Source organism: Streptococcus sp. sy018 (assembly GCF_007859185.1).
GTDB lineage: Bacteria > Bacillota > Bacilli > Lactobacillales > Streptococcaceae > Streptococcus.
The window spans coordinates 45,819-70,068 of record NZ_VOHN01000006.1; the positions used below are offsets into that span (position 1 = coordinate 45,819).

The 24,250-nt window shown below is 39.2% G+C and carries 29 protein-coding genes; 28 read left to right on the plus strand and 1 reads right to left on the minus strand.

Annotation, left to right across the window (positions count from 1 at the left end; all coding sequences use genetic code 11):
* Window positions 1-92 precede the first annotated feature (92 nt).
* The 28 genes from upp to FRX52_RS05445 all read left to right on the plus strand — a co-directional run bounded on the left by upp (window position 93) and on the right by FRX52_RS05445 (window position 23,064).
* A complete protein-coding gene (gene upp / locus FRX52_RS05310) occupies window positions 93-722 on the plus strand; it encodes a uracil phosphoribosyltransferase (RefSeq protein ID WP_146496459.1) in 630 nt (209 codons plus the stop codon).
* A 140-nt stretch (window positions 723-862) separates the two neighbouring features.
* Complete coding sequence (locus FRX52_RS05315) at window positions 863-1,465, plus strand: ATP-dependent Clp protease proteolytic subunit (protein WP_146461934.1); 603 nt, start codon at window positions 863-865, stop codon at window positions 1,463-1,465.
* Between the two features lie 79 nt (window positions 1,466-1,544).
* A complete protein-coding gene (locus tag FRX52_RS05320) occupies window positions 1,545-1,793 on the plus strand; it encodes a DUF2129 domain-containing protein (protein WP_146538766.1) in 249 nt (82 codons plus the stop codon).
* A gap of 113 nt (window positions 1,794-1,906) precedes the next feature.
* A complete protein-coding gene (locus FRX52_RS05325; protein WP_146538767.1) occupies window positions 1,907-3,082 on the plus strand; it encodes an ABC transporter substrate-binding protein in 1,176 nt (391 codons plus the stop codon).
* Window positions 3,083-3,180: 98 nt separating this feature from the next.
* Window positions 3,181-4,050, plus strand: coding sequence for a branched-chain amino acid ABC transporter permease (locus FRX52_RS05330; protein ID WP_146496452.1), 870 nt, complete (start codon window positions 3,181-3,183; stop codon window positions 4,048-4,050).
* Window position 4,051: 1 nt separating this feature from the next.
* A complete protein-coding gene (locus FRX52_RS05335; protein WP_146538768.1) occupies window positions 4,052-5,002 on the plus strand; it encodes a branched-chain amino acid ABC transporter permease in 951 nt (316 codons plus the stop codon).
* A complete protein-coding gene (locus FRX52_RS05340) occupies window positions 5,002-5,766 on the plus strand; it encodes an ABC transporter ATP-binding protein (RefSeq protein ID WP_146538769.1) in 765 nt (254 codons plus the stop codon). The genes FRX52_RS05335 and FRX52_RS05340 overlap by 1 nt, the downstream gene beginning before the upstream one ends.
* Window positions 5,766-6,476, plus strand: a complete 711-nt coding sequence (locus tag FRX52_RS05345; protein WP_146496446.1) for an ABC transporter ATP-binding protein — start codon at window positions 5,766-5,768, stop codon at window positions 6,474-6,476. The genes FRX52_RS05340 and FRX52_RS05345 overlap by 1 nt, the downstream gene beginning before the upstream one ends.
* Before the next feature lie 99 nt (window positions 6,477-6,575).
* Complete coding sequence (locus tag FRX52_RS05350; protein ID WP_146538770.1) at window positions 6,576-7,232, plus strand: CBS and ACT domain-containing protein; 657 nt, start codon at window positions 6,576-6,578, stop codon at window positions 7,230-7,232.
* 112 nt (window positions 7,233-7,344) lie between these two features.
* Window positions 7,345-7,983, plus strand: coding sequence for a dTMP kinase (gene tmk / locus FRX52_RS05355; protein ID WP_146538771.1), 639 nt, complete (start codon window positions 7,345-7,347; stop codon window positions 7,981-7,983).
* A 1-nt stretch (window position 7,984) separates the two neighbouring features.
* Window positions 7,985-8,860 (plus strand): DNA polymerase III subunit delta', encoded by an 876-nt coding sequence (locus FRX52_RS05360; RefSeq protein ID WP_146538772.1) that lies wholly within the window; start codon window positions 7,985-7,987, stop codon window positions 8,858-8,860.
* Between the two features lie 8 nt (window positions 8,861-8,868).
* Complete coding sequence (gene yabA, locus FRX52_RS05365) at window positions 8,869-9,186, plus strand: DNA replication initiation control protein YabA (RefSeq protein ID WP_146461957.1); 318 nt, start codon at window positions 8,869-8,871, stop codon at window positions 9,184-9,186.
* Window positions 9,187-9,188: 2 nt separating this feature from the next.
* Window positions 9,189-10,061, plus strand: coding sequence for a 16S rRNA (cytidine(1402)-2'-O)-methyltransferase (gene rsmI / locus FRX52_RS05370; RefSeq protein ID WP_146538773.1), 873 nt, complete (start codon window positions 9,189-9,191; stop codon window positions 10,059-10,061).
* Window positions 10,058-10,417: a hypothetical protein gene (locus FRX52_RS05375; protein WP_146496436.1), complete on the plus strand. Its 360-nt coding sequence runs from the start codon at window positions 10,058-10,060 to the stop codon at window positions 10,415-10,417. The genes rsmI and FRX52_RS05375 overlap by 4 nt, the downstream gene beginning before the upstream one ends.
* Window positions 10,417-10,779 (plus strand): arsenate reductase family protein, encoded by a 363-nt coding sequence (locus FRX52_RS05380; protein WP_146538788.1) that lies wholly within the window; start codon window positions 10,417-10,419, stop codon window positions 10,777-10,779. Before FRX52_RS05375 ends, FRX52_RS05380 begins: the two co-directional genes overlap by 1 nt.
* Before the next feature lie 100 nt (window positions 10,780-10,879).
* Entirely contained in the window at window positions 10,880-11,608 is a 729-nt protein-coding gene (locus FRX52_RS05385) for a D-alanyl-D-alanine carboxypeptidase family protein (protein WP_146538774.1), read from the plus strand.
* The gene (locus FRX52_RS05390) at window positions 11,605-12,192 is read left to right on the plus strand and encodes a glycoside hydrolase family 73 protein (RefSeq protein ID WP_146538775.1); all 588 of its coding nucleotides are present in this window, start codon (window positions 11,605-11,607) and stop codon (window positions 12,190-12,192) included. The genes FRX52_RS05385 and FRX52_RS05390 overlap by 4 nt, the downstream gene beginning before the upstream one ends.
* A gap of 124 nt (window positions 12,193-12,316) precedes the next feature.
* On the plus strand, window positions 12,317-13,378 hold the full coding sequence (gene hrcA / locus FRX52_RS05395) for a heat-inducible transcriptional repressor HrcA (protein WP_146538776.1): 1,062 nt from the start codon (window positions 12,317-12,319) through the stop codon (window positions 13,376-13,378).
* Window positions 13,362-13,895 carry a nucleotide exchange factor GrpE gene (gene grpE / locus FRX52_RS05400; RefSeq protein ID WP_146538777.1) on the plus strand — a complete coding sequence of 178 codons (534 nt, stop codon included), beginning with the start codon at window positions 13,362-13,364 and terminating at the stop codon, window positions 13,893-13,895. Before hrcA ends, grpE begins: the two co-directional genes overlap by 17 nt.
* 76 nt (window positions 13,896-13,971) lie before the next feature.
* Window positions 13,972-15,768 (plus strand): molecular chaperone DnaK, encoded by a 1,797-nt coding sequence (dnaK, locus tag FRX52_RS05405; RefSeq protein WP_146538778.1) that lies wholly within the window; start codon window positions 13,972-13,974, stop codon window positions 15,766-15,768.
* Between the two features lie 187 nt (window positions 15,769-15,955).
* Window positions 15,956-17,092: a molecular chaperone DnaJ gene (gene dnaJ, locus FRX52_RS05410; RefSeq protein ID WP_146538779.1), complete on the plus strand. Its 1,137-nt coding sequence runs from the start codon at window positions 15,956-15,958 to the stop codon at window positions 17,090-17,092.
* 88 nt (window positions 17,093-17,180) lie between these two features.
* Entirely contained in the window at window positions 17,181-17,930 is a 750-nt protein-coding gene (truA, locus tag FRX52_RS05415; protein ID WP_146538780.1) for a tRNA pseudouridine(38-40) synthase TruA, read from the plus strand.
* A complete protein-coding gene (locus FRX52_RS05420; protein WP_146538781.1) occupies window positions 17,920-18,681 on the plus strand; it encodes a bifunctional hydroxymethylpyrimidine kinase/phosphomethylpyrimidine kinase in 762 nt (253 codons plus the stop codon). The genes truA and FRX52_RS05420 overlap by 11 nt, the downstream gene beginning before the upstream one ends.
* Complete coding sequence (locus FRX52_RS05425) at window positions 18,668-19,129, plus strand: ECF transporter S component (protein WP_146538782.1); 462 nt, start codon at window positions 18,668-18,670, stop codon at window positions 19,127-19,129. Before FRX52_RS05420 ends, FRX52_RS05425 begins: the two co-directional genes overlap by 14 nt.
* A gap of 202 nt (window positions 19,130-19,331) precedes the next feature.
* Window positions 19,332-19,919, plus strand: a complete 588-nt coding sequence (locus tag FRX52_RS05430) for an ATP-binding cassette domain-containing protein (protein ID WP_186603371.1) — start codon at window positions 19,332-19,334, stop codon at window positions 19,917-19,919.
* A 10-nt stretch (window positions 19,920-19,929) separates the two neighbouring features.
* Window positions 19,930-21,093: a hypothetical protein gene (locus FRX52_RS05435; RefSeq protein ID WP_146538784.1), complete on the plus strand. Its 1,164-nt coding sequence runs from the start codon at window positions 19,930-19,932 to the stop codon at window positions 21,091-21,093.
* Window positions 21,094-21,107: 14 nt separating this feature from the next.
* Window positions 21,108-21,800 (plus strand): ABC transporter ATP-binding protein, encoded by a 693-nt coding sequence (locus tag FRX52_RS05440; protein ID WP_146496414.1) that lies wholly within the window; start codon window positions 21,108-21,110, stop codon window positions 21,798-21,800.
* Window positions 21,760-23,064, plus strand: coding sequence for an ABC transporter permease (locus tag FRX52_RS05445; RefSeq protein ID WP_146538785.1), 1,305 nt, complete (start codon window positions 21,760-21,762; stop codon window positions 23,062-23,064). The genes FRX52_RS05440 and FRX52_RS05445 overlap by 41 nt, the downstream gene beginning before the upstream one ends.
* 69 nt (window positions 23,065-23,133) lie before the next feature.
* On the opposite strand, the gene FRX52_RS05450 is transcribed toward FRX52_RS05445, so the two are convergent.
* Window positions 23,134-23,973 (minus strand): exodeoxyribonuclease III, encoded by an 840-nt coding sequence (locus FRX52_RS05450; RefSeq protein ID WP_146538786.1) that lies wholly within the window; start codon window positions 23,971-23,973, stop codon window positions 23,134-23,136.
* Between the last annotated feature and the right edge of the window lie 277 nt (window positions 23,974-24,250).

Below are 24,250 nucleotides of genomic sequence, written 5' to 3' on the forward strand. Positions count from 1 at the left end.
GAAGTCGCATAAAATTCTCATTTTCATAACCTTATAGCAGATTTTCAGTTAATAATCTGCTATAATAGAAAAAAATAATAGAGGTGATTGTTATGGGTAACTTTCAAGTAATTTCACATCCGTTGATTCAACATAAATTGTCAATTTTGCGTCGCACAACAACCTCGACCAAGGACTTTCGTGAATTGGTTAATGAAATTGCCATGTTAATGGGTTATGAGGTTTCTCGTGACCTTCCCCTAGAAGATGTGGAGATTGAAACACCGATTACTAAGACTGTCCAAAAACAATTGACAGGGAAAAAGTTAGCGATTGTGCCAATCTTACGAGCTGGTGTTGGTATGGTTGATGGTTTGTTGAGTCTAGTTCCAGCAGCCAAGGTCGGTCATATTGGCATGTACCGTGATGAAGAAACCTTTGAGCCAGTGGAATACTTGGTTAAGTTACCAGAAGATATTGACCAACGTCAAATTTTTCTAGTTGATCCGATGTTGGCGACAGGAGGCTCGGCTATTTTGGCTGTAGATTCTCTTAAAAAACGTGGAGCAACCAATATCAAATTTGTTTGTTTGGTGGCGGCACCAGAAGGAGTAAAGAAATTACAGGCAGCCCATCCAGATATTGACATTTACACAGCAGCCTTGGATGAAAAATTAAACGAGAATGGTTACATTGTCCCTGGTCTTGGTGATGCAGGTGACCGTTTATTTGGTACCAAGTAGGTCGAGTAGGACTGAAACAGTTGTTTCGGTCCTTACTTTATGATAGTAGTTAAATAAAAAAATTGACCTTTTTTGACCAATGCTTTATAATAGACTTATTGAATGTTGTAACGGTCATGATTGACCAAGCAAAATTAGAAATGGAGAGAATTATGATTCCAGTAGTAATTGAACAAACTAGTCGTGGCGAGCGTTCGTATGATATTTACTCACGCTTACTAAAAGATCGTATTATTATGTTGACAGGTCCTGTTGAGGATAACATGGCAAATTCTGTCATCGCCCAACTTCTGTTTCTGGATGCCCAAGATAATACTAAAGACATTTATCTTTATGTCAATACCCCAGGTGGGTCAGTGTCAGCAGGTCTTGCTATTGTTGATACCATGAACTTTATTAAGTCAGATGTTCAGACTATTGTGATGGGAATGGCTGCTTCAATGGGAACGATTATTGCCTCAAGTGGTACTAAAGGTAAACGTTTCATGTTACCAAATGCAGAATACATGATCCATCAGCCAATGGGTGGCACTGGTGGCGGTACTCAACAAACAGATATGGCTATTGCAGCTGAACACCTCTTGAAAACCAGAGAAAATCTTGAACGAATTTTAGCAGAAAATTCAGGTCAACCTGTTGAGAAGATTCATCAAGATGCGGAACGCGATCGTTGGATGAGTGCAAAAGAAACACTAGAATATGGCTTTATTGATGAAATCATGGCCAATAACAATTTGCAATAAAGTGAGTAACAAGAGATAAAAAGCAATTCCTTAGATAAATTGGTTAGCTTTTTATCTCTTATTTTGATGAGGAGAAGTGATGTTTGAAAGGCAAAAACGACTAGGTTTACTGGTTTACCTCTATTACAATCGAGATGCGAAAAAATTAAGTCAGTATGGCGATAAAATTTATCATTCAAAAAAAATGCGTTACCTGTTACTCTATGTTAATGCAGAAAGGGCTGAACAAACCTTAGCAGAAATTAGTCAGTTAAACTATGTGAAAACTGTGTTGCCATCGTATTTTACGGACATTAACCAAGAATTTGTTGGCAATTTACAGGAGTGAAAACGTTTTTATAATAAAATAAAAAAATTTAATAAAAAAAGTCTTGACAATTATCTGACAATTCAGTATGATATAAAACATATCAATTAAGAAATTCTTAAGGAGAAAAGATTATGAAGAAAAAATTTGCATTAGCAACACTTGCTTTTGTTAGTACAGCTGTCCTAGCAGCCTGTGGTGCAGCACCAGGTAGTTCGTCTAATTCAGCAGGTAATGAAGTTGGTGAAACGGTAAAAGTTGGTTACAACTTTGAGTTATCTGGAGCAGTAGCAGCTTATGGTAGTGCTGAGAAAAACGGTGCTGATTTAGCGGCTGAGGAAATCAATGCGGCTGGTGGTGTTGATGGTAAAAAACTTGAAATTGTTTCTAAAGACAATAAATCAGAAACCACTGAAGCAGCCAATGTTGCAACTAGTTTAACTACTCAAGATAAAGTTGTTGCAATGGTTGGTCCAGCAACATCAGCCAATACAGCAGCAACAGTTAGTGCTGCTCAACAAGCTGCAGTACCGTTGGTAACACCTTCAGGTACATTAGATAGCTTGACTTTGGATGCGTCTGGTAAAGTACAAGATTATGTTTTCCGTGCGACCTTCGTTGATAGCTTCCAAGGAGCAATCCTTGCACAATATGCAACAGATAACCTAAGTGCTAAAAAAGTTGTTCTTTTCTATGACAACTCAAGTGACTACGCGAAAGCTGTAGCTGATCAATTCAAGAAATCTTACAAAGGGGAAGTTGTTGTTGAAGAAACATTTGCTTCAGGTGATAAAGACTTCCAAGCTGCTTTGACAAAAGTTAAAGATAAAGAATTTGATGCTATCGTTATGCCAGGTTACTATACTGAAACTGGTTTGATCACAAAACAAGCTCGTGAAATGGGAATCGACAAAGCAATCCTTGGTCCTGACGGATTCAATGACCCACAATTTGTTGAAACAGCAGGTGCAGCAAATACAAACAACGTTTACTATGTATCAGGTTACTCTACATCAACTAGCTTGACTGAAAAATCATCAGCCTTTGTTAAAGCTTACAAAGAAAAATATGGTACAGAACCAAACATGTTTGCCGCTCTTTCTTACGACTCAGTTTACATGGTGGCAGAAGCAGCTAAAGGAGCTAAAACATCTAAAGATGTGGCAACTAACCTGGCTAGTTTGAAAGATTTTGAGGGTGTAACTGGTAAATTCACAGTTGATGCTAACCATAACCCAGCGAAAACAGCACTTGTTGTTAGCTTGAAAGATGGTAAGGAAGCTTCAGCAACTTCAGTTGAAGTCAAATAAGGGACTTGACTATTTACATAGTCTGAATTAAAATATCATAAGTGGAAGAATAAATTCTTCCACTTATTCATTATATTGATAGAAAGTTTGGTGACTCTATGCTTCAGCAACTTGTCAATGGGTTAATTTTAGGGAGTGTCTATGCTCTGATTGCCCTTGGTTACACCATGGTATATGGTATTATCAAGTTGATTAACTTTGCCCACGGTGATCTTTACATGATGGGTGCCTTTATTGGTTACTATTTAATCTCTACCTTCCAGATGAATTTCTTTGTTGCTCTCTTGCTAACAATGGTTTTAACGGCGGCATTAGGTGTACTGATTGAATTTTTAGCCTATCGTCCATTAAGAAATTCAACTCGAATTGCTGCGTTGATTACAGCAATTGGTGTGTCTTTCCTTTTAGAATACGGTATGGTTTACTTGGTTGGTGCCAATACGCGTGCCTTTCCACAAGCCTTAAAAACCGTAAAATATAACTTAGGTCCGATTAGTATTACTAATGTTCAGTTGACGATTTTATTTGTTTCGGTTAGTTTGATGATTGCTTTGCAATTTATCGTTAAGAAAACAAAAATGGGTAAAGCCATGCGTGCAGTGTCTGTTGATAGTGATGCGGCACAACTCATGGGAATCAACGTTAACTCAACCATCAGCTTTACCTTTGCTCTTGGTTCGGCTCTTGCTGGTGCAGCAGGTGTTTTGATTGGTCTTTATTACAACTCGATTGATCCTTTGATGGGGATGACACCTGGTATTAAAGCCTTCGTTGCTGCCGTTTTGGGTGGTATCGGGATTATTCCAGGTGCAGCACTTGGTGGCTTTATCATTGGTCTTTTGGAAACATTCTCAATCTCAATTGGTTTGTCAAGTTTCCGTGATGCAGTGGTGTATATTATTTTGATTGTCATTTTGCTGATTAGACCAGCAGGTATTCTTGGTAAAAATGTGAAGGAGAAGGTATAGCATGAAAAATTTGAAAGTAAATCTTGTTTGGCTTGCTTTGATTGCTGCCGTCTTTGTTCTCTTATCTGTTTTGATTTCTAGCGGTTTATTAGGCGTTTATTATGTGCAAATTTTGATGGGAATTGGTATTAGCGTTATCATGGCCTTGGGGACGAATCTTATTCTTGGTTTCTCAGGTCAATTTCCACTAGGTCAAGCCGGTTTCATGGCTATTGGTGCCTATGCGACAGCTATTTTAACAAAATCAATGCCGACCTATGCGGGATTTTATGTATCTATGCTTGTAGGTGCCTTGATTGCAGCAGTAGTTGCCTTAGTTGTTGGTTTACCAACGTTACGTTTGAAAGGGGACTATCTTGCTATTGCAACCCTTGGTGTATCTGAAATTATCCGTATGATTATCATCAATGGAGGAGAGCTAACTAATGGTGCAGCAGGTCTGACTGGTATCTTACAATACACGACTTGGCCAACTGTATTCATCTTTGTGGTGGGTGTCGTCATCTTGGTTTTGAACTACCTTCGTAGCCCAATGGGACGTGAAGTGATTGCAGTTCGTGAGGATGAAATTGCGGCTGAGTCAATGGGTGTTAACACGACAAAAGCTAAAGTACTAACCTTTGTGATTGCAGCCATGATGGCAAGTTTGGCAGGTTCACTTTATATTGGTTATCTTGGAACGGCAGTGCCAAAAGATTTCACCATTCTACGCTCGATTGATTATTTAATTATTGCCGTACTGGGCGGTCTAGGTTCAGTAACTGGGACAGTGGTTGCTGCTATTGTATTAGGTGTTTTAAATATGTTCTTGCAAAATGTATCAGAATTGCGAATGATTATTTACTCACTTGCTCTTATCTTAGTAATGGTCTTCCGTCCAGGTGGTCTTCTTGGTACCAAAGAACTCATGTTATCTAAATTTTTCGCAAAAGGTAAGGAGGGCAAAAACTAATGGCACTTCTTGAAGTAAAAAATCTGACTAAAAACTTTGGTGGTCTAACTGCCGTTGGTGATGTCACTCTAGAATTAAATGCAGGTGAATTGGTTGGTTTGATAGGTCCTAATGGGGCAGGCAAAACCACACTGTTTAATCTCTTGACAGGTGTTTATGAGCCAAGTGAAGGAACAGTGAGCTTAGATGGCACCCTTCTTAATGGGAAAAAACCATATACTATTGCTTCACTTGGTTTGTCGCGTACCTTCCAAAACATCCGTCTTTTTAAGGATATGACGGTATTGGAAAACGTTTTGGTTGGTATGGGGAACAATCGTAAGCCAAATCTATTAGCTTCTTTTCTTCGTCTGCCAAAATTCTATAAGAATGAAGAAGAATTGGCCGCAAAAGCCATGAGTTTACTTGCCATCTTTGATTTGGATAAGGATGCGGATACCTTGGCTAAAAATCTTCCTTATGGTCAGCAACGTCGTTTAGAAATTGTTCGTGCCTTGGCAACAGAGCCTAAAATTCTTTTCTTGGACGAGCCAGCAGCCGGGATGAATCCACAAGAAACGGCAGAGTTGACTAGTTTAATTCGCAAGATTAAGGAAGAATTTGGTATTACCATTATCCTTATCGAGCATGACATGAGTTTGGTTATGGAAGTAACAGAACGTATCTATGTGTTAGAATACGGTCGTCTAATTGCTCATGGGACACCAGAAGAAATTAAAAATAACAAACGAGTAATTGAAGCCTACCTAGGAGGTGACGCCTAATGTCTATGTTAAAAGTAGAAAATCTATCAGTCAGTTACGGTGTTATCGAGGCTGTTAAAAATGTTAGTTTTGAGGTTAACGAAGGAGAAGTGGTCACCCTAATCGGTGCCAATGGTGCGGGTAAAACATCGATTCTACGAACCATTTCTGGTTTGGTTCGTCCAAGTGGTGGTACGATTTCATTTTTAGGTAATGAAATTCAAAAAGTCCCTGCTCGTAAGATCGTAGCAGATGGACTGTCACAAGTACCAGAAGGTCGCCATGTCTTTTCAGGTTTGACCGTTTTGGAAAATCTTGAGATGGGTGCTTTCCTTAAAAATAATCGAGAAGAAAATCAGGCTAATCTCAAAAAGATTTTTGCACGTTTCCCTCGTTTAGAAGAACGTAAACATCAAGATGCAGCCACCCTATCTGGTGGTGAGCAACAAATGCTTGCTATGGGGCGTGCTTTGATGAGTCAACCAAAATTACTTTTGCTAGATGAGCCATCAATGGGATTGGCACCAATCTTTATTCAAGAAATTTTTGACATTATCCAAGATATTCAGCGTCAAGGTACAACGGTTCTTCTGATTGAGCAAAATGCCAATAAGGCCTTGTCAATCGCTAATCGTGGTTATGTTTTAGAAACTGGTAAGGTAGTTCTTTCAGGAACAGGTCAGGAGCTTTTAGCTTCTGATGAAGTGAGAAAGGCCTATCTTGGTGGTTAACGAGAAAATCTCTGACACTTGTCAGGGATTTTTTTAACATAGAAAACGATTTCGACTTATGCTATAATAAAAGTAGATAAAAAGAGTGGAGGAGTATTTATGGCTGTTAAAGATTTTATGACTAAAAAAGTGGTTTATGTATCGCCAGATACCAGTGTGGCTCATGCGGCTGACTTGATGAAGGAACAAAATTTGCGTCGCTTACCTGTTATTGAAAATGATAAATTAGTCGGTCTGGTGACAGAAGGAACCATGGCAGAAGCGACCCCTTCAAAAGCAACCAGTCTATCGATTTATGAGATGAATTATTTATTAAATAAGACGAAGATTCGTGATGTCATGATTAAGGATGTGATTTCGATTTCACCTTATGCGACGTTAGAAGATGCGATCTATCTCATGATGAAGAATAAGGTTGGTGTCCTTCCTGTAGCAGAAAATGGGATTGTGTCTGGTATCATTACTGATCGAGATGTCTTCAAAACCTTCCTTAAAGTATCTGGTTATGGTGAAGAAGGGGTGCGTGTGCGTTTGTTCTTGAAAGATCAAGCTGGAGCCTTTGAAAAGGTTGTTAAGATTTTTGCTGACGATCACCTTAATATCCGAAGCGTTTTGGTGAATAATGAAAATGCAGAGAAGGTCTTGGTAGAAGTGCAACTAGATGGACGTTTTGATGTAGACGTTCTAAAAAAAGAACTGATAGAACAAGGGGTACAGGTGGACAGCATCACATTGACTCAAGTGAAAGCTTTGTAAAATCTATTTTTGGTTGGAAAGGCAAAACCTTTTCAACCTTTTTACTTGCTGGCGACTGCTTTTTTAGATTTTTTTTGATAAAATAGAACTACTAAACTAATGAAGGGTTGCTATGACAAAAGGATTATTGATTTCATTTGAAGGACCAGATGGAGCGGGGAAAACCACGGTTTTAGAGCGAGTTTTACCTAGTTTGCAGGCTGATTTGACAGCTAATGTGTTAGCAACTAGAGAACCTGGTGGGATAGAGATTGCCGAAAGAATTCGTGAGGTGATTTTAGATGTCAAGCATACCCGCATGGATAATAAGACGGAATTGTTGCTTTATATGGCAGCTAGACGACAACATATGGTCGAAAAGATTATGCCTGCTTTAACAGAAGGCTCTCTTGTATTGGTTGATCGTTTCATTGACAGTTCTATGGCCTATCAAGGTTATGGGCGTGGCTTAAATAAGTCAGCTATTACTTGGCTTAATGCTTACGTTACAGATGAGCGTCAGCCAGACTTGACCCTTTATTTTGATGTGCCAGCTGAAGTTGGTTTGGAGCGTATCACTCGAAATAAGAAACGAGAAATCAATCGGTTGGATTTGGAAGAATTAGATATGCATCAGCGAGTCAGACAAGGTTACCAAGAACTAGCTCAGCAAAATCCAGAACGGATTAGATGCATAGATGCAACGCAGCCCTTGGACAGCGTAGTGACAGAAGTGGTAGAGCAGATATTGCTTCTAGTGAAAGATAGTTAGCATGACAGTAGCCCAATTGCAACCTAAGATTTATAGGGATTTTGTTAGGATTTTACAAACCAATCGCTTGAGCCATGCTTATCTTTTTGATGGGCAGTTCGCTAGTTTGGAAATGGCCTTATTTCTTACTCAGAGTCAATTTTGTGCTGAATTGGTGGATCGATTACCTTGTGGAAAATGTCGTTCTTGTCGTTTAATTGTTAGACAGGAATTTCCTGATCTACATGTGGTTGAACCAACTGGGCAGCTTATTAAAACAGAAACCATACGAGAGCTTTTGCATGATTTTTCGCGTTCGGGTTTTGAAAGTGACAAGCAAGTTTTTATCATTCGTCAAGCAGAAAAAATGCATCCTAATGCTGCCAATAGTCTTTTGAAAATCATGGAAGAACCAAGAGGCCAGAGCATCATTTTTCTTTTGACGGATGAAGCAAATCTTGTCTTGCCAACGATTAAGAGCCGTTGTCAACAGGTATTCTTTCCTAAAAATGACTCCTACCTTAGAGAGTTTTTGAATCGAGAAGGCTTATTGCCCAATCAAGCCAAAGTATTAGCTCAAGTAGCTCAGAATCAAGAAGAAGCCATGTTTTTAGCGAAAAGTCAAAAAGTATTGCAACAACTGCAACATTTGGAACGTTTTTTAGGCATGTTGTTCAGAGATCAAAAAATGTCTTTTTTAGAAGTGGCACACTTGGCAACTATTTTCAAAGAAAAGAGTGAACAAGAATTGGCTTTTAAGTTATTGAGTTTTTTGTTGGCAGAACAATTACCTAAGGAATTGGCTTTGTTTTATCTCGAGCGGCTTTATGTTGCTCAGAAAATGTGGAAAAGTCATGTTAGTTTTCAAAATGTTTTGGAATATATGGTGATAAGTTGAGGAAAATAATGGTAAAAAAAGATTTATTTGATGCCTTTGATGGCTTTTCACAAAATTTAATGTTGACCTTGGCTGATGTGGAAGCCATGAAAAAACAAGTGCAAGCCTTGGTTGAAGAGAATGCTCGCTTGCGTTTAGAGAATACCAAGCTGCGTCAATATTTTGAAGAAGTTGAAAAAGGTAAAACGAGAACCAGTAAGGAAACTCGTGATACCTTATTGGGCATCTATCAAGATGGCTTTCATGTGTGTAAGGATTTTTATGGTCAACGACGAGATAATGACGGTGACTGCCTTTGGTGTGATGAACAGCTAGAAAGAGCTTAACGATGCAAATTCAAAAAAGTTTTAAGGAAGTAAGAGCAGTCGGTAGTCTTTATCTGGTGCCAACACCTATTGGTAACTTGCAAGATATGACCTTTCGAGCGATAGAAGTCTTAAAGTCAGTTGATGTTATTTGTGCAGAAGATACAAGGACGACTGGGCAACTACTTAAGTATTTTGACATTGAAACCCCTCAAACGAGCTTTCACGAGCATAATGCTTATGAAAAAATAGAAGAGTTAATTGAGTTGTTGTTGTCGGGAAAATCACTAGCTCAAGTATCTGATGCTGGCATGCCAAGTATTTCTGATCCAGGTCATGATTTGGTACAAGCAGCACTTGCTAGGGAGATTCCAGTTGTCTCTTTGCCTGGTTCTTCTGCAGGTATTACGGCTTTGATTGCCAGTGGTATTGCTCCTCAGCCACATATTTTTTATGGCTTTTTACCCCGTAAAAAAGGTCAGCAGCTTAGTTTTTTTGAAGCAAAGAAGGCTTATCCGGAGACCCAAATTTTTTATGAATCGCCTTATCGAGTGTTGGAGACGTTGACGACTATGTTGGCAGTCTATGGTGATCGTCAGGTGGTTTTGGTTCGTGAATTGACTAAGATTTATGAAGAATATCAGCGTGCCAGTTTAAGTGAATTGATTGCAGCTTTAGAGGGGCAAACTATTAAAGGTGAATGCCTTATCATTGTTGCAGGAGCAGTTGTTGAAGAAAAATCAATCGCAGATCAAGATCCGATAGTGTTGGTTGATGAGTTGATTACTTTAGGTCATAAGCCCAACCAAGCGATTAAGACAGTTGCTAAAGAATACGGTCTAAATCGTCAGGAACTCTATCAAGCTTACCATGAGAAAAGGAAGGAAGAAGAATGACTCGTCGTTTTCTTTATTATGTATTAAAGCAGCCTTTGATGCTTTTGGTTGATTGTGAAACGGGAGTAGAATACTTGACAACACTTTATAGCCAAATTCCTGTGATGGATAAAGAGGGCGGGATTGTCTTAACGGGACTTCCCAGATTACCCGTTTCCTTAGATAAGGATAGAAAAAAAGAGTATGGACGTGAATTAAAAAAACGTTTTACCTTTCAGGTTGAAAACATAGACTTTGTCAGAAGGGCCTATTTAGTGACGGATCAGCAGACTGGGGTTGAGTATTTCTTTTCTAGAGGGACGGTGACTCCTTTGTTGACGGAAACGGCTCATTTGAAAATTAAGGAGAATGAATGATGCTAACGTTTTATGAATATCCAAAATGTTCAACCTGTCGTCAGGCTAAAAAAGAACTTAAAACCTTAGGATTGGATTTTGAGGCTGTTGATATTAAGACGACACCGCCAACCGTAGATGTCTTAGCTGACTGGTTGGGGAATAACGACCTACCCTTGAAAAAATTATTCAATACCAGTGGGAATTCCTATCGTCAGTTAGATTTGAAAAATCGTTTTGACCAATTGTCACAAGATGAATTGTTAACCTTGTTGTCACAAGATGGTATGCTGATTAAGCGTCCAATTTTGGTTGATGGTAACCGCATCTTACAAATTGGTTATAAAACTCCTTATGAATTGTTGGTGATTGAGAAAAATTGATTTGATTTTGCGAATAGAGATTAGAAAGGCTAAAGAAATGGCAATTAGCCTTTTTTGTTTTTTTATGCTAAAATAAGTCTATGTGAAAGAGGTATTGCAGATGTTATCGACTAGAAAATCTGTTATGGCTACTACTTTTGGCGTCATATTTTTAGTCTTGTTGGGAGCTTGCTCTTTTGTTAAACAGACTGAACCGTCACTCCAACAAGAAGAATCTGCTTCATCAACAACAGTTGAATTAGCCGATTTACCCAAGGTGTCGTCAACGGATTGGGAGTTGGTTTTAGTTAATCGTAGTTACCCTAAAGCTGAGTTGAATCCTGATTTGGTAGAAGTCAATGGGGTGTTTGTTGATAGGCGGATTGAAAATGATGTCAGACAGTTTTTAGCAGCAGCACAAAGCATATCATCTAATGAACAGTTGATTTCAGCCTATCGTAGCGTTGCTTACCAAGAACAAGTCTATAATGGCTATGTGGAGAGAGAGCTACTGGGTGATCCAAGTTTAAGTCGAGATGAGGCTGAGAAAATTGTCCAAACATTTTCTCAACCACCAGGAGCTAGTGAACATCAAACTGGGCTTGCTTTTGATATGAGTACGACACCTAACTTAGATGGTAGTGATGAAGCGATTGCCAAGCAAGTACAACAGTTGGCAGCAACGTATGGTTTTGTTTTACGATTTCCAAAAGATAAGACGATCATTACAGGCATTGCTTATGAAAATTGGCATTACCGTTATGTTGGAAAAATCTCAGCAGCCTATATGGTCAAGCATAACTTGGCTTTAGAAGAATACATTGAATTATTGAAGGAGAACGGACAATGAAGCGTCGCTTATCATTGAAGGGTATGCTTTGCCTTACCTTTTTGCTCTTGATAGGATTAGTGTCGATTTTGAGTCGGCCACAAATGATGCGAGCAGAAACGGTAGTTAGAACGTCCTATACTCAGGAACAATTTATTGAAAAAATAGCTCCGATTGCTCAAGAATTATCAGACGCCTATGGAGTGCCAGCCTCTCTTATTATTGGTCAGGCGGCTTTATCTTCTAATTATGGTACTTATGTCGTGGCAGTGAATTATCATAATCTTATGGCCTTGCCAGCTTATGAGGGTCGTGATAGTATTTCTTTGTCAACCACCCGTTACTTATCTAATAAATTAACGACTGTGACAGATCGTTTTGCGATTTATGACAGTTGGAAGGCGTCTCTCTATGATTATCTGGCAATTCTGAAGTCAGGAAAGGTCTGGGGCAAGGAACTTTATGAAACTCTGGTCACCTCAACAGATTATAAAATTTCGGTCAAAGCTTTAAATAAAGCGGGTTTTAGCCCTATTGCTGATTATGAAGCAAAATTGATTAAACTGATTGAAGAGAAGAATTTAACCCGTTACGATAAAAATTAGCACTCGATAAAAAAGAGTGCTAATTTTTTTGTGTTTTTTCTTGACAAGACAATTTATTGGGGTATAATAGAGTTATAAATTAGCAGTCTTCAAACAAGAGTGCTAACGAATGGAGGTGGGTCTTATGATCACTCAACGTCAGAGTGATATTCTGAATCTGATTGTTGATCTATTTGTTCAAACTCACGAACCTGTTGGTTCAAAAAGTTTGCAAGAAATGATCGAGTCAAGTTCGGCCACCATTCGTAATGATATGGCTCGCTTAGAGAAGATAGGCTTATTGGAAAAAGCCCATACTTCTAGTGGTCGAAAACCGAGTTTAGCTGGGTTTAAGTATGTGATTGAGCATTCTATGCAAGAAGGACGGCTTGATGAAGCAGATGCTTATCAAGTCATTAAAGCCTTTGATTTTGAAGCTTTTAAGTTAGAAGATTTGTTGCAAACAGCTAGTCGGCTTTTAGCTGACATGACAGGCTATACAGCGGTGACACTTGATGTGGAAGCTAAAGAACAGACTCTAACAGGTTTTAAGATTGTCCAGCATAGTAGCCATGATGCTTTGGCGATTATGGTTTTAGATGCGTCAAAGCCAGTAACGATTCAATTTGCCATTCCGAAAAACTTTTTGAGTCGTGATTTACTGGTTTTGGAAAATCTTGTCAATGAACGTCTGCTTGATAAATCTGTCCTAGAAATTCACTATAAGCTCAGGACAGAGATTCCGCAGGTTGTGCAAAAATATTTTGTGACGACCGATAATGTTCTTGATTTGTTCGAATACATTTTTTCTGAGTTATTCCGAGAAAGTGTTTTTATAGCTGGTAAGGTTAATAGTTTGAGCTATGCTAACTTAAAAACCTATCAATTTTTGGATAATAATCAAGAGGTCGCCAACTTATTAAGGGAGCAAATGCAAGAAGATGAGATGACTCATATTGACCTAGCTGATCAGCTAAAACAAGATTTGGGACAGGTCGGTGTCATCCAACAAAAATTTCTCATTCCCTATCGTGGTTTTGGGCAGTTAAGTCTAATTGGTCCGGTGGAGATGGATTATCGCCGACTGATTAGTTTAATTAAATTAGTGAGTAAGGTTTTGGCTGTTAAATTGGGTGATTACTATCGCTATCTTAATAGTAACCATTATGAAGTAGAAAAAGGAGACGATTATGTCGGAAGATATTAAAAATGAAGCATTAGAAGAGGAAACAAATCCTATTGAAGAAGAAATGACAGAGACAGTCGCTGAAGAAACAGAGGACTCATCTTCTGAGGTAGCAAGGCTTCAAGCAAAGGTTGATGAGTTTGAAAACAAATACTTACGAGCTCATGCTGAAATGCAAAATATTCAACGTCGTGCCACAGAAGAACGCCAACAACTACAAAAATACCGTTCACAGGATTTGGCCAAGAAAGTTTTACCAGCCTTGGATAATCTTGAGCGTGCTTTGGCAGTTGACGGATTGACAGAAGACGTTAAAAAAGGTCTGGAAATGACACGTGATAGTTTGGTTCAAGCCCTTAAAGAAGAAGGTGTTGAAGAAGTGGCGACAGAGCAGTTTGATGCTAACTTCCACATGGCTGTTCAAACCTTGGCTGCTGATGAAGGCCATCCAGCAGATACGATTGCAGAAGTTTTCCAAAAAGGTTATCAACTCCATGATCGTTTATTGCGTCCAGCCATGGTAGTTGTTTATAACTAATTTATCGTTAAAATGATGCTTGTCCGAGATGACATTAAACTAGCAGAAGTATAAGTAAAGAAATAGAGGTAACACAATGTCTAAAATTATTGGTATTGACTTAGGAACAACAAACTCAGCAGTAGCAGTTCTTGAAGGAACTGAAAGCAAGATTATTGCTAATCCAGAAGGAAACCGTACGACACCATCGGTTGTTTCTTTTAAAAATGGCGAAATCATCGTTGGTGATGCCGCAAAACGTCAAGCAGTTACGAACCCAGAAACAATCATCTCAATCAAATCAAAAATGGGAACATCTGAAAAAGTTTCTGCCAATGGTAAAGAATATACACCACAAGAAATATCGGCTATGATCTTGCAATACTTGAAAGGTTATGCAGAAGATTATCTAGGTGAAAAAGTTGAAAAAGCAGTTATTACCGTACCAGCTTATTTCAATGATGCTCAACGTCAAGCAACAAAAGACGCTGGTAAGATTGCAGGTCTTGAAGTCGAGCGTATCGTCAACGAACCAACGGCAGCAGCCCTTGCTTATGGTCTAGACAAAACAGATAAAGATGAGAAAATCCTTGTATTTGACCTTGGTGGTGGTACGTTTGACGTGTCAATTCTTGAACTTGGTGACGGTGTCTTTGATGTACTAGCAACTGCAGGTGACAACAAACTTGGTGGTGATGACTTTGACCAAAAAATCATTGATTTCTTAGTAGAAGAATTCAAGAAAGAAAATGGTATCGACTTGTCAGCTGACAAGATGGCTCTTCAACGTTTGAAAGATGCGGCTGAAAAAGCTAAAAAAGATCTTTCAGGTGTGACACAAACTCAAATCAGCCTACCATTTATCACTGCAGGAGCAGCAGGCCCACTTCACTTGGAAGTTGCTTTGACTCGTGCTAAATTTGATGATTTGACACGTGACTTGGTAGAACGTACAAAAATTCCAGTTCGTCAAGCTCTTTCAGATGCAGGTTTGTCAATCTCTGAAATTGATGAAGTTATCTTAGTTGGTGGTTCAACACGTATTCCAGCCGTTGTTGAAGCTGTAAAAGCTGAAACTGGTAAAGAGCCAAACAAATCAGTTAACCCTGATGAAGTAGTTGCTATGGGTGCAGCGATTCAAGGTGGTGTCATTACAGGTGATGTGAAAGATGTCGTTCTTCTTGATGTTACACCATTGTCACTTGGTATTGAAACTATGGGTGGTGTCTTTACGAAATTGATTGAGCGTAATACGACAATCCCAACGTCTAAATCACAAGTGTTCTCAACGGCAGCAGACAATCAACCAGCCGTAGATATTCATGTGCTTCAAGGTGAGCGTCCAATGGCAGCAGACAACAAAACACTTGGTCGTTTCCAATTGACAGACATTCCGGCAGCTCCTCGTGGTATTCCACAAATTGAAGTGACATTTGATATTGATAAAAACGGTATTGTGTCTGTTAAGGCTAAAGACCTTGGTACTCAAAAAGAACAACATATCGTCATCAAATCTAACGATGGTCTTTCAGAAGAAGAAATTGATCGCATGATGAAAGATGCTGAAGCAAATGCTGAAGCAGATAAGAAACGTAAAGAAGAAGTTGACCTTCGTAATGAAGTTGACCAAGCTATCTTTGCGACAGAAAAAACGATTAAAGAAACAGAAGGCAAAGGTTTTGATGCAGAGCGTGACGCAGCTCAAGCGGGTCTTGATGATTTGAAAGAGGCTCAAGAGTCTGGCAATCTTGATGAGATGAAAGCTAAACTAGACGCTCTTAACGAAAAAGCACAAGCCTTGGCAGTGAAACTGTATGAGCAAGCAGCAGGTGCTGACCAAGCTACTGATAGCTCAGCAGATGATGTTGTCGATGGTGAGTTTACTGAAAAGTAAAGCTAGACTAAAAAATGCAGAGGTTGCAGCCCAGCCTCTGTTTTTGGGTAAGAAGAGAGAAAGGAAGAGTGTTCGCAATCGAACACGGGCTAAGAACTGAGCCAAAAAGATAATTTTCTAGGTTATAACATGCCTATCGTTAAAATATCTGTTTTTGGCTTCCTTTTAACGCCCTTTGTATCTTATTATGAACAATACAGAATTTTATGAGCGTTTAGGTGTGTCAAAGGATGCGTCGCAAGACGAAATCAAAAAAGCCTATCGCAAAATGTCGAAAAAATACCATCCTGACTTGAATAAGGAAGCAGGAGCTGAACAAAAATACAAGGACATTCAAGAAGCCTATGAAACCTTGAGTGACAGTCAAAAGCGTGCCAGCTATGACCAATTTGGTGCTGCAGGAGCAGGTGGTGGTTTCGGTGGCGGAGCAGGTGGCTTTGGTGGTTTTGACGGCTCTGGTTTCGGTGGCTTTGAGGATATTTTCTCGAGTTTCTTTGGTGGTGGAGCAAGTCGTAATCCCAATGCCCCACGTCAGGGGGATGATTTACAATATCGTGTCGATTTGAGTTTTGAAGAAGCGATTTTTGGTACGGAAAAAGAAGTCAAGTATAGCAGAGAAGCGTTTTGTGGGACTTGCTCTGGTTCAGGTGCCAAGCCTGGTACCAGTCCTGTTACTTGTGGACGTTGTCATGGTGCAGGTGTCATGACAGTAGATACGCAAACACCGCTTGGCATGATGCGTCGTCAAGTGACCTGTGACCGTTGTCATGGTCGTGGTCAAGAAATCACCTCACCATGTCAAACCTGTCGCGGAACGGGTCATGAAGAACAAGTTCACAAGGTGTCCGTCAAGGTGCCGGCAGGTGTCGAAACAGGTCAACAAATCCGTTTGGCAGGTCAAGGAGAAGCAGGATTTAATGGTGGCCCGTATGGAGATCTATTTGTCATCATCAATGTTCGCCCAAGTGATAAGTTTAAGCGTGAAGGGGCGACGATTTACTATCAGTTGGATTTGAACTTTGTTCAAGCAGCTTTGGGAGATACGATTGAAGTGCCAACTGTTCATGGTGCCGTTGAGTTGACCATTCCAGAAGGTACCCAAACAGGCAAAACCTTCCGTCTTAAAGGTAAGGGAGCACCACGTTTACGAGGTGGTGGTCAAGGGGATCAACATGTTACAGTGACAGTGGTTACCCCAACCAAACTTAATGACGGTCAAAAAGCAGCCCTTAAATCTTTTGCAGAAGCTAGTGGCTTTAATCAAGTTCATCCTAAGAAAAAAGGATTCTTTGATAAGGTAAAAGACGCTTTTGATGATATTTAAGATGTAAATGAACCAAGGTCTGAGGGCCTTGGTTTTTTATAAAAACTGGGGCTTTGAGAATAGTGGTTGATTTGCTATAATAGGAGGCATGGTAAGATATAAGGCAACCATCTCTTATGATGGCAGTGGTTTTGTTGGCTTTCAAAGACAGAGTCACGGACGAACAGTCCAAGAAGAATTAGAAAAAACCTTGACCAAATTAAATAGTGGTCAAGCAGTTACGGTACATGGGGCTGGTCGGACAGACAGTGGTGTCCATGCCTATGGTCAGGTAGTTCATTTTGATTTGCCTCAGTTACGGGATTTGGAAAAAATACGTTTTGGCTTAGACACGCAGAGTCCAGATGATATGGCAGTGTTGCAAGTGGAGCAAGTGGCAGATAATTTTCATGCTCGCTATCATAAACATCATAAAACCTATGAGTTTTTGGTGGATATTGGTCGTCCCAAAAATCCAATGTTGCGGCATTATGCAACACATTTTCCTTATGAAATCGATGTTTCTTTGATTGAGCTTGCCATTAAGGACTTGGTCGGAACGCATGATTTCACGGGGTTTACAGCTAGTGGGACCAGTGTGGATAATAAGGTGCGAACGATTAGTCAAGCAAGTGTTCGTTTGGATAAGAGTCGTCACTTGTTGATTTTTACCTTTACAGGCAACGGTTTTCTTTATAAGCAAGTGCGTAATATGGTGGGAACGCTATTAAAAATTGGTAACGCTCGTTTTCCAGTTGGTCAAGTGAAAGAGATTTTGAAGCAAAAAAATCGACAATTAGCAGGGCCGACGGCGGCTCCTAATGGGCTATATTTAAAGGAGATTATCTATGAAGACTAAATATATCCTAGCTATCTCTGGTAGTGACATTCTTAGTGGTGGAGGCATGCAGGCTGATTTGGCAACTTTTACCCATCACGGTTTATTTGGTTTTGTTGCCTTGACAAGCCTTGCCACAATCAATGGACAAGGCTTTGAGATTCATGCTTTGTCTGATGAATTGTTGGCTGAACAGTTGACAAGTTTAGAAGATGTTCCATTCTCTGCGGTTAAGTTAGGGCTATTGCCTAATCCTGCCGTGGCTAATCGTGTGTTAGATATGATTACAGCTCGTTCGACACAACCTATCGTTTTAGATCCTGTCTTGGTTTTTAAGGAAAATGGTGATGATCAGATTAGTCAGATGAGAGCAGAACTTTTGAAGTTTTTTCCCTATGTGTCTATTATCACTCCCAACCTTCGTGAAGCAGAAATCTTATCTGGCATTAGTATTTCTAGCCTATCTGATATGAAACAAGCTGCTCAAAAATTATATGAGTTAGGTGCTAACCAAGTGGTTATCAAGGGTGGGACACGTCTGGATAAGACGCAAGCTATTGACTTGTATTATGATGGTAAGGACTTTTATGAGTTGGCTCTGCCTATTTTACAAAACAATAATAATGGGGCGGGTTGTACCTTTGCAGCAAGTTTAGCTAGTCAGTTGGCATTAGGTCAGCCCATGTTTGATGCCATAAAGGCAGCCAAGTCTTTTGTTCATCAAGCGATTCAGGGAGCCAATGATTATGGGGTACAATATGAAAACAAGTAACACGCAATATTTAACGCTTTTGGCGATTTTGGTAGCAGTGACCTTGGTCTTGGGGCGATTTGTCATGATTCCTATGGGCAAGGGATTTTTAACCCTGTTAGATGTAGGGATTTATTTTACGGCGGCTTATCTAGGAAAAAAAGAAGGAGCCTTGGTTGGAGGTCTGTCAGCCTTTTTACTGGATTTGTTAGCAGGCTATCCTAACTGGATGCTGATTAGTTTGTTTGCTCACGGAGTTCAAGGCTATTTTGCTGGTTTTAAGGGCCGTCAAAAAGGATTAGGTTTAATTCTGGCTAGTTTGGTCATGGTTAGCTCCTATTTTTTAGCTTCCTGGGGCTTTTATGGGCTAGGTATCGCCTTGGCAGATGTGTTGGGAAATATCTTGCAAAACACCTTGGGTATGTTCTTGGGACTAAGTGTAGCTAAGGTTTTTGCAAAACTGAACTAATAGCATCTTTTTTACTTAAATGTAAGAATTTTTGTTATAAAAAATAGAAAAACGACCGTTTGTGTTCGTTTTTTTTATTATAGTTCTTTTTTCAATAGTGTTATGGCTTTTGAGTAAAAAAAAAACACAAAAAATGTTTGTTTTATACGATTGTTGTTGCTATAATAAATAATATCTAGTGAAAATGTTAAGAAAGAGTCTAATGATGAAAGCCACTCAATTATCCTATCGTAATCAGAAAAAAGTATTATTTTCTAACCTGTCTTTTGATACTAAAAAGAACCCTTTAATCGTTATTGAAGGAAAAAATGGTTCTGGTAAATCAACCCTGTTGAAGATTTGTCTAGGTTTGGTCAAGGCTAGTTCAGGACAGGTTGAGTTAAGTGAGCGAGTAGGCTATGTACCAGACTCGTCAGAACCCTACTTTATTGGCATGTCACCACAGGTCTTTTTTCAATTTTTATGTGTCAATCTTAGTTTGCCTGAGTCAGATTTCCAACAACGCTTAGAGGACTTGCGAGCAAAATTTTCTTTTCATCATCAGTTAATGACAACTCCCATTCAATCGCTGTCTTTGGGAGAAAAGAAAAAGGTCATGTTAATGGCGGCTTTTCTTCTTGATCCCCCGCTCTATTTGATGGATGAGCCATTTTCTGGTTTGGATGAGCAGAGTTTGACCTACCTATCAGAAAAGATTAAAGAGGAGTTGACAAAAGGGAAGTCTTTTGTCATCGTGACACATGGTTATCAAGATTACTTGTCTGACACTGCTTTGATGCTACAACTTTAAGGAGGGTAATATGTTAGCTAATCTTCACCTCTTGTTTATTGCCAGACAAGGCTACTGGCAGGACAAAGAAGAGGTCAAACCCGGACAATTTTGGCTGTATTTGTTTCCCTATCTTTTCTCATCTATCCTAATTTTCGTGTCATTTTTATTAGTCAAAGAGAAAATCATTGACCTACTTGATGGTTATTCATTTTATGGTTTGATGTCCTATCTGAAATTAACCAAGTACATTCTTTATGCCATTATCCCCTTAGGCATAGTCTATGAAAATTTCTACTTGGTTAAGAACCAAACCAAAGAAACCTTTCATCTCTTTTTTGGTGTCAATAGGTGGTCTTGGTCACTTCTAGCCTTACTGAGAAATAGTGTGATTATACTACCAGCACTGACTTTAGGCTTGTTTTTTCAACCAGTTTTGACAATTTATTTATTTCTTGCCAGCCATTTTTTGAGTTTTCCATTGTTGAGCCGTTATCAATTCTGGCAAAGAAACCGTTGGACTACATCACAAACTCTGGGTCAGTTGACCTATATTCGTTCTGTGGTGGATGACTTAACCTTACTGCGTGCCTTTTTACTACCACTGAGTTCCCTTCTCCTCTTTCTCGTCTGGGAATTTAGCTTGGGCAAATCCGTCACCTTGTTAAGTCAATCGCCAGTTTCTCTCGCCTTCTTTTTAGGAACAATCGCCTACTATTCTAAAAGTCCAATCTATTACTTTTTAGCTCTCTTAAAAGATATGCCTTACTTAAAAGTCTTGCGACTGAATTTGACCAGTTTCTTTTTACCGAAACTGTTACTGATGGCAGCCTTGTCCTATCTTCTAGTTGCTGTTCCGGTTCTGTTTTTCTTGATTTGGAAAGGGGCAAGTCTGTCTTACAGTTTGAGTTGGGCAGGAACCTTGCTTGTCGTTTACCTAACCTTACAAGGTTTTCAGTTACGCGAGGTGATTTATTTCAAGGAAATGCGTTTCATGCTAGCCAAGGAAATTGATAGTTATCGTTTGCCCATGTCTTATTATCTCAAACGTTGGCTCATCAGTTTAAGCATGAGTTTAGTTGGTGTGTTGTTGCTGAAGTATTCGTCGTTTTATTTGTTAGTGTCTGTGGTATGTCTATGTTTACTGAGTCAGTTCATTAACTATTCTTATTTGATTCGCCGTTATTTTTCATAGAAAGGGTATTTGCTGTGAGTTTAATTCATCTTGAAAAATTAAGTAAGCATTATCGGATTAGTCAGACCCAGACGGAAAATGTCTTGCGTTCGCTGACTGCCGTGATTGAAGCTGGTAAGTTGACCGCCTTGTATGGGCCGTCTGGCTGTGGTAAGACTAGCCTACTCAATATTTTGAGTGGCCTAGACCGTGATTACGAAGGTAGGGTCTTGTTTAAGGGGCAGGATTTCAAGGAACTTTCCGAACAAGAGCTAACCCTTTTTCGTAAGGAACATATTGGTTTTGTCTTTCAAAACTTCAATCTCATCGCTCATCAGTCAGTATTAGATAATGTTCTGTTGCCACTGTACTTAAAAGGTATCTCCCATAAGGAAATGGTGGCTAGGGCAGAAAAGGTTCTTGAAGATTTAGATATGCTAGCCTTCAAGAATAAAAATGTCAAACAGTTGTCTGGTGGTCAAAAGCAGCGTGTCGCTATTGCGCGTGCCTTGGTCAATGATCCCGATTTGATTGTGGCAGACGAACCAACAGGTTCTTTGGATTCTAAATCCCAAGAAATGGTGTTAGAAATTTTTCAAGACCTAGTTAAAGAGGGCAAGACAGTCTTGGTGGTTACCCATAATCCAGAAGTGGCAGACTATGCCGATGTGATTATCAAAATGAAAGATGGTGAGATTATTGAAGAAAGCAAAGGTCAAAAAGAATAACTTATCTCAACTATATCAGCTCAAGTTGGCTTGGAGTAATTTTTTAGAACGTAAGTGGCGGAATCTCTTGATTGCTCTTGCAACCTCGATTGGTTTTGTTGGGATTCTAATTTCTTTTGGTTTGGGAAATGCAATTATTAAGATGATTGATGAGGAAACTGGTAATGGCCAACTTCCTGCTCAGATTCAAGTGATGATCAATAGTGAAGTCAATCCAGGTGGTGTCATCAATCAGGAAGATAAGGCATTTATTGAGAAAATAGTTGGAAAAGATAAAATTAAATACTTAGAGCTTCCTTTTTCAACCATGGCAACTCAGTTAAAGTTAGCTGATAAAGGAGAGTTAGATCTATCCACGACTCTTCCTAATTATGCTCAGATCGTTAGCCTTTATCAAGATAGTGGAATCTCAGTATCGTCTAACACTAAGGAGCAAGTTTTGGCAGGGGCTCTTTATCAAGACGCTAAAGAAGAAGGTTTGACCATTCCTGAAACCTTACTTAACGATTTTAATAAGGCTAATAAAACTCAGCTAACGGCTAAGGAAGTCATTGGTCAAGAAGTTAGTTTGATGTTGATTGAAAATACTAGTCAAGGCAGTAAAAGTAGTCAGATTCAAACCAAGATTATCCGTGTTCTCAAAGATGAGATGGCTGATAGTAACAGCTATATGTCTAGCACCCAGTTAAATCAAGTTTTATCTAGTAGTGGGTTTAGCAAAACCACCCCTTATATGATTTTTGAGTTGAAAGATCCAGCTCAGACAGACCGTGTCATCGACAAGCTAAAGACCTATAAAAAATATACCGTCTTGTCGCAACAACAGATTTTGGGAGTCATCGTTAACTTTATCAAGGTGATTCAAGGCTTGTTGGTTGTACTGTCTAGTCAGGCTCTATTGGTTTCTATGGTCATGATTGGTGTTATCATTTATATCAACATCATGCAACGCTCGAAAGAAATTGGTGTCATGAAAGCAGTAGGTTACTTAAATCAGAATATCAAACGGATTTTTATCTATGAATCCCTGTTGATTACTGGAATTTCTTTAATTATGGCTTTTCTTGTGTCACTAGGAATCGGTAGTCTAGCCAATCTCCTTGTCAAGCGATTTTATCCAGAGATTGAACAAGTCTTTCTACTTGATGCAAAATCAGTACTAATCATGTGTTTGCTCGCTTTGGTCATGGGTGTTCTATCAGCCTATTTCCCAACTCGTAAGATTAGTCAATTAGACCCAGTGGAATCCCTACGATATGAATAAGTTGTTATAATTTTGATATGATAAAAAACCTGTAAAGTATTTCTTTACAGGTTTTAATATATCTTGTGATTAAGAAAGTGGTTCAAGATTGATTTCCAACACGATTGGTGTGTGATCTTGGCGTGTACCAGAAGAGATCATATCTGATTTCGATACCAAATCAGCAAGTCGCTGACTAACTAACCAATAATCAATTCTCCAGCCAGTATTGTTGATTTTGCTAGTCTTACTACGCTGTGCCCACCAAGTGTATTGATGAGGGAGATTTCCATGTAAATGGCGAAACGTATCAACAAAGCCCTTGCTTAACAGATTGGTAAACCCTTGACGTTCTTCATCAGTGAAACCTGGAGACTGACGGTTGCTGCTAGGGTTGGCAAGGTCGATTTCATGGTGAGCGACATTATAATCTCCAGTTGCTAAAACAGGCTTAATCTTATCGAGTTCAGCCAAGTAGTCAGCGTATTTTTGATCCCAAACTTGACGTTCAGCCAAACGTTTCAAACCATCTCCGGCATTGGGGGTGTAAACCTGAGTGACAAAACAATTTTCAAATTCAAGTGTGATGATACGCCCTTCATCATCCATTGTAGAAGGTGCCTCAATTTTAGGGAAAGTAATTTTAGGTTGCAGTTCTTTCTTATAAAGAAACATTGTGCCTGCATATCCTTTTCGAGCAGGTTCAACCGATGAACGCCAAGTTACCTCATAATTTGGGAAATAATCAGTTAAAATGTCCAAGTGTTTTTTTGTTGGACCTTTAGCAGAGAGTTTAGTTTCTTGAATGGCAATAATATCAGCGTCTTCTTCTACTAAGGTATCCAAAACAGCACGAGATAGTTGGGCACGACTGGAATCGCTGGTCAAAGCCGCATTAAGAGAATCAATATTCCAAGAAATTAGTTTCATGAAATTATCCTTTCCAATGTTATAATTAAAACTGTCTTTTATTATAGCAAAAAGTTACTGGAAACGTCACTAAGAGCGATCAAACAGAGCGGTAAAATAAAGCTTGTCAATTTTTTTTAAATTTTTTTTGTAAAAGTTATTGACAGGGGATGTATAGTTTGATAGAATGTAATAGTTGTCGCCTGAGAGGTGACGTTAAGACCTTTGAGAACTGAATAAGACGAACCAAGTGCGGGTTATGAGAATAACCTGTTAATAAAACAATAAGTCAGTGAAA

Coding starts and splice junctions, on each gene's coding strand:
- hrcA (WP_146538776.1), top strand. CDS start 12,317: ATGATCACTCAACGTCAGAGTGATATTCTGAATCTGATTGTTGATCTA.
- FRX52_RS05360 (WP_146538772.1), top strand. CDS start 7,985: ATGACAGTAGCCCAATTGCAACCTAAGATTTATAGGGATTTTGTTAGG.
- dnaK (WP_146538778.1), top strand. CDS start 13,972: ATGTCTAAAATTATTGGTATTGACTTAGGAACAACAAACTCAGCAGTA.
- FRX52_RS05315 (WP_146461934.1), top strand. CDS start 863: ATGGAGAGAATTATGATTCCAGTAGTAATTGAACAAACTAGTCGTGGC.
- grpE (WP_146538777.1), top strand. CDS start 13,362: ATGTCGGAAGATATTAAAAATGAAGCATTAGAAGAGGAAACAAATCCT.
- FRX52_RS05325 (WP_146538767.1), top strand. CDS start 1,907: ATGAAGAAAAAATTTGCATTAGCAACACTTGCTTTTGTTAGTACAGCT.
- FRX52_RS05350 (WP_146538770.1), top strand. CDS start 6,576: ATGGCTGTTAAAGATTTTATGACTAAAAAAGTGGTTTATGTATCGCCA.
- upp (WP_146496459.1), top strand. CDS start 93: ATGGGTAACTTTCAAGTAATTTCACATCCGTTGATTCAACATAAATTG.
- rsmI (WP_146538773.1), top strand. CDS start 9,189: ATGCAAATTCAAAAAAGTTTTAAGGAAGTAAGAGCAGTCGGTAGTCTT.
- FRX52_RS05425 (WP_146538782.1), top strand. CDS start 18,668: ATGAAAACAAGTAACACGCAATATTTAACGCTTTTGGCGATTTTGGTA.
- dnaJ (WP_146538779.1), top strand. CDS start 15,956: ATGAACAATACAGAATTTTATGAGCGTTTAGGTGTGTCAAAGGATGCG.
- FRX52_RS05435 (WP_146538784.1), top strand. CDS start 19,930: ATGTTAGCTAATCTTCACCTCTTGTTTATTGCCAGACAAGGCTACTGG.
- FRX52_RS05390 (WP_146538775.1), top strand. CDS start 11,605: ATGAAGCGTCGCTTATCATTGAAGGGTATGCTTTGCCTTACCTTTTTG.
- FRX52_RS05430 (WP_186603371.1), top strand. CDS start 19,332: ATGATGAAAGCCACTCAATTATCCTATCGTAATCAGAAAAAAGTATTA.
- FRX52_RS05420 (WP_146538781.1), top strand. CDS start 17,920: ATGAAGACTAAATATATCCTAGCTATCTCTGGTAGTGACATTCTTAGT.
- FRX52_RS05445 (WP_146538785.1), top strand. CDS start 21,760: ATGGTGAGATTATTGAAGAAAGCAAAGGTCAAAAAGAATAACTTATCT.
- truA (WP_146538780.1), top strand. CDS start 17,181: ATGGTAAGATATAAGGCAACCATCTCTTATGATGGCAGTGGTTTTGTT.
- FRX52_RS05380 (WP_146538788.1), top strand. CDS start 10,417: ATGCTAACGTTTTATGAATATCCAAAATGTTCAACCTGTCGTCAGGCT.
- FRX52_RS05375 (WP_146496436.1), top strand. CDS start 10,058: ATGACTCGTCGTTTTCTTTATTATGTATTAAAGCAGCCTTTGATGCTT.
- tmk (WP_146538771.1), top strand. CDS start 7,345: ATGACAAAAGGATTATTGATTTCATTTGAAGGACCAGATGGAGCGGGG.
- FRX52_RS05330 (WP_146496452.1), top strand. CDS start 3,181: ATGCTTCAGCAACTTGTCAATGGGTTAATTTTAGGGAGTGTCTATGCT.
- FRX52_RS05450 (WP_146538786.1), bottom strand. CDS start 23,973: ATGAAACTAATTTCTTGGAATATTGATTCTCTTAATGCGGCTTTGACC.
- FRX52_RS05335 (WP_146538768.1), top strand. CDS start 4,052: ATGAAAAATTTGAAAGTAAATCTTGTTTGGCTTGCTTTGATTGCTGCC.
- FRX52_RS05345 (WP_146496446.1), top strand. CDS start 5,766: ATGTCTATGTTAAAAGTAGAAAATCTATCAGTCAGTTACGGTGTTATC.
- yabA (WP_146461957.1), top strand. CDS start 8,869: ATGGTAAAAAAAGATTTATTTGATGCCTTTGATGGCTTTTCACAAAAT.
- FRX52_RS05340 (WP_146538769.1), top strand. CDS start 5,002: ATGGCACTTCTTGAAGTAAAAAATCTGACTAAAAACTTTGGTGGTCTA.
- FRX52_RS05385 (WP_146538774.1), top strand. CDS start 10,880: ATGTTATCGACTAGAAAATCTGTTATGGCTACTACTTTTGGCGTCATA.
- FRX52_RS05320 (WP_146538766.1), top strand. CDS start 1,545: ATGTTTGAAAGGCAAAAACGACTAGGTTTACTGGTTTACCTCTATTAC.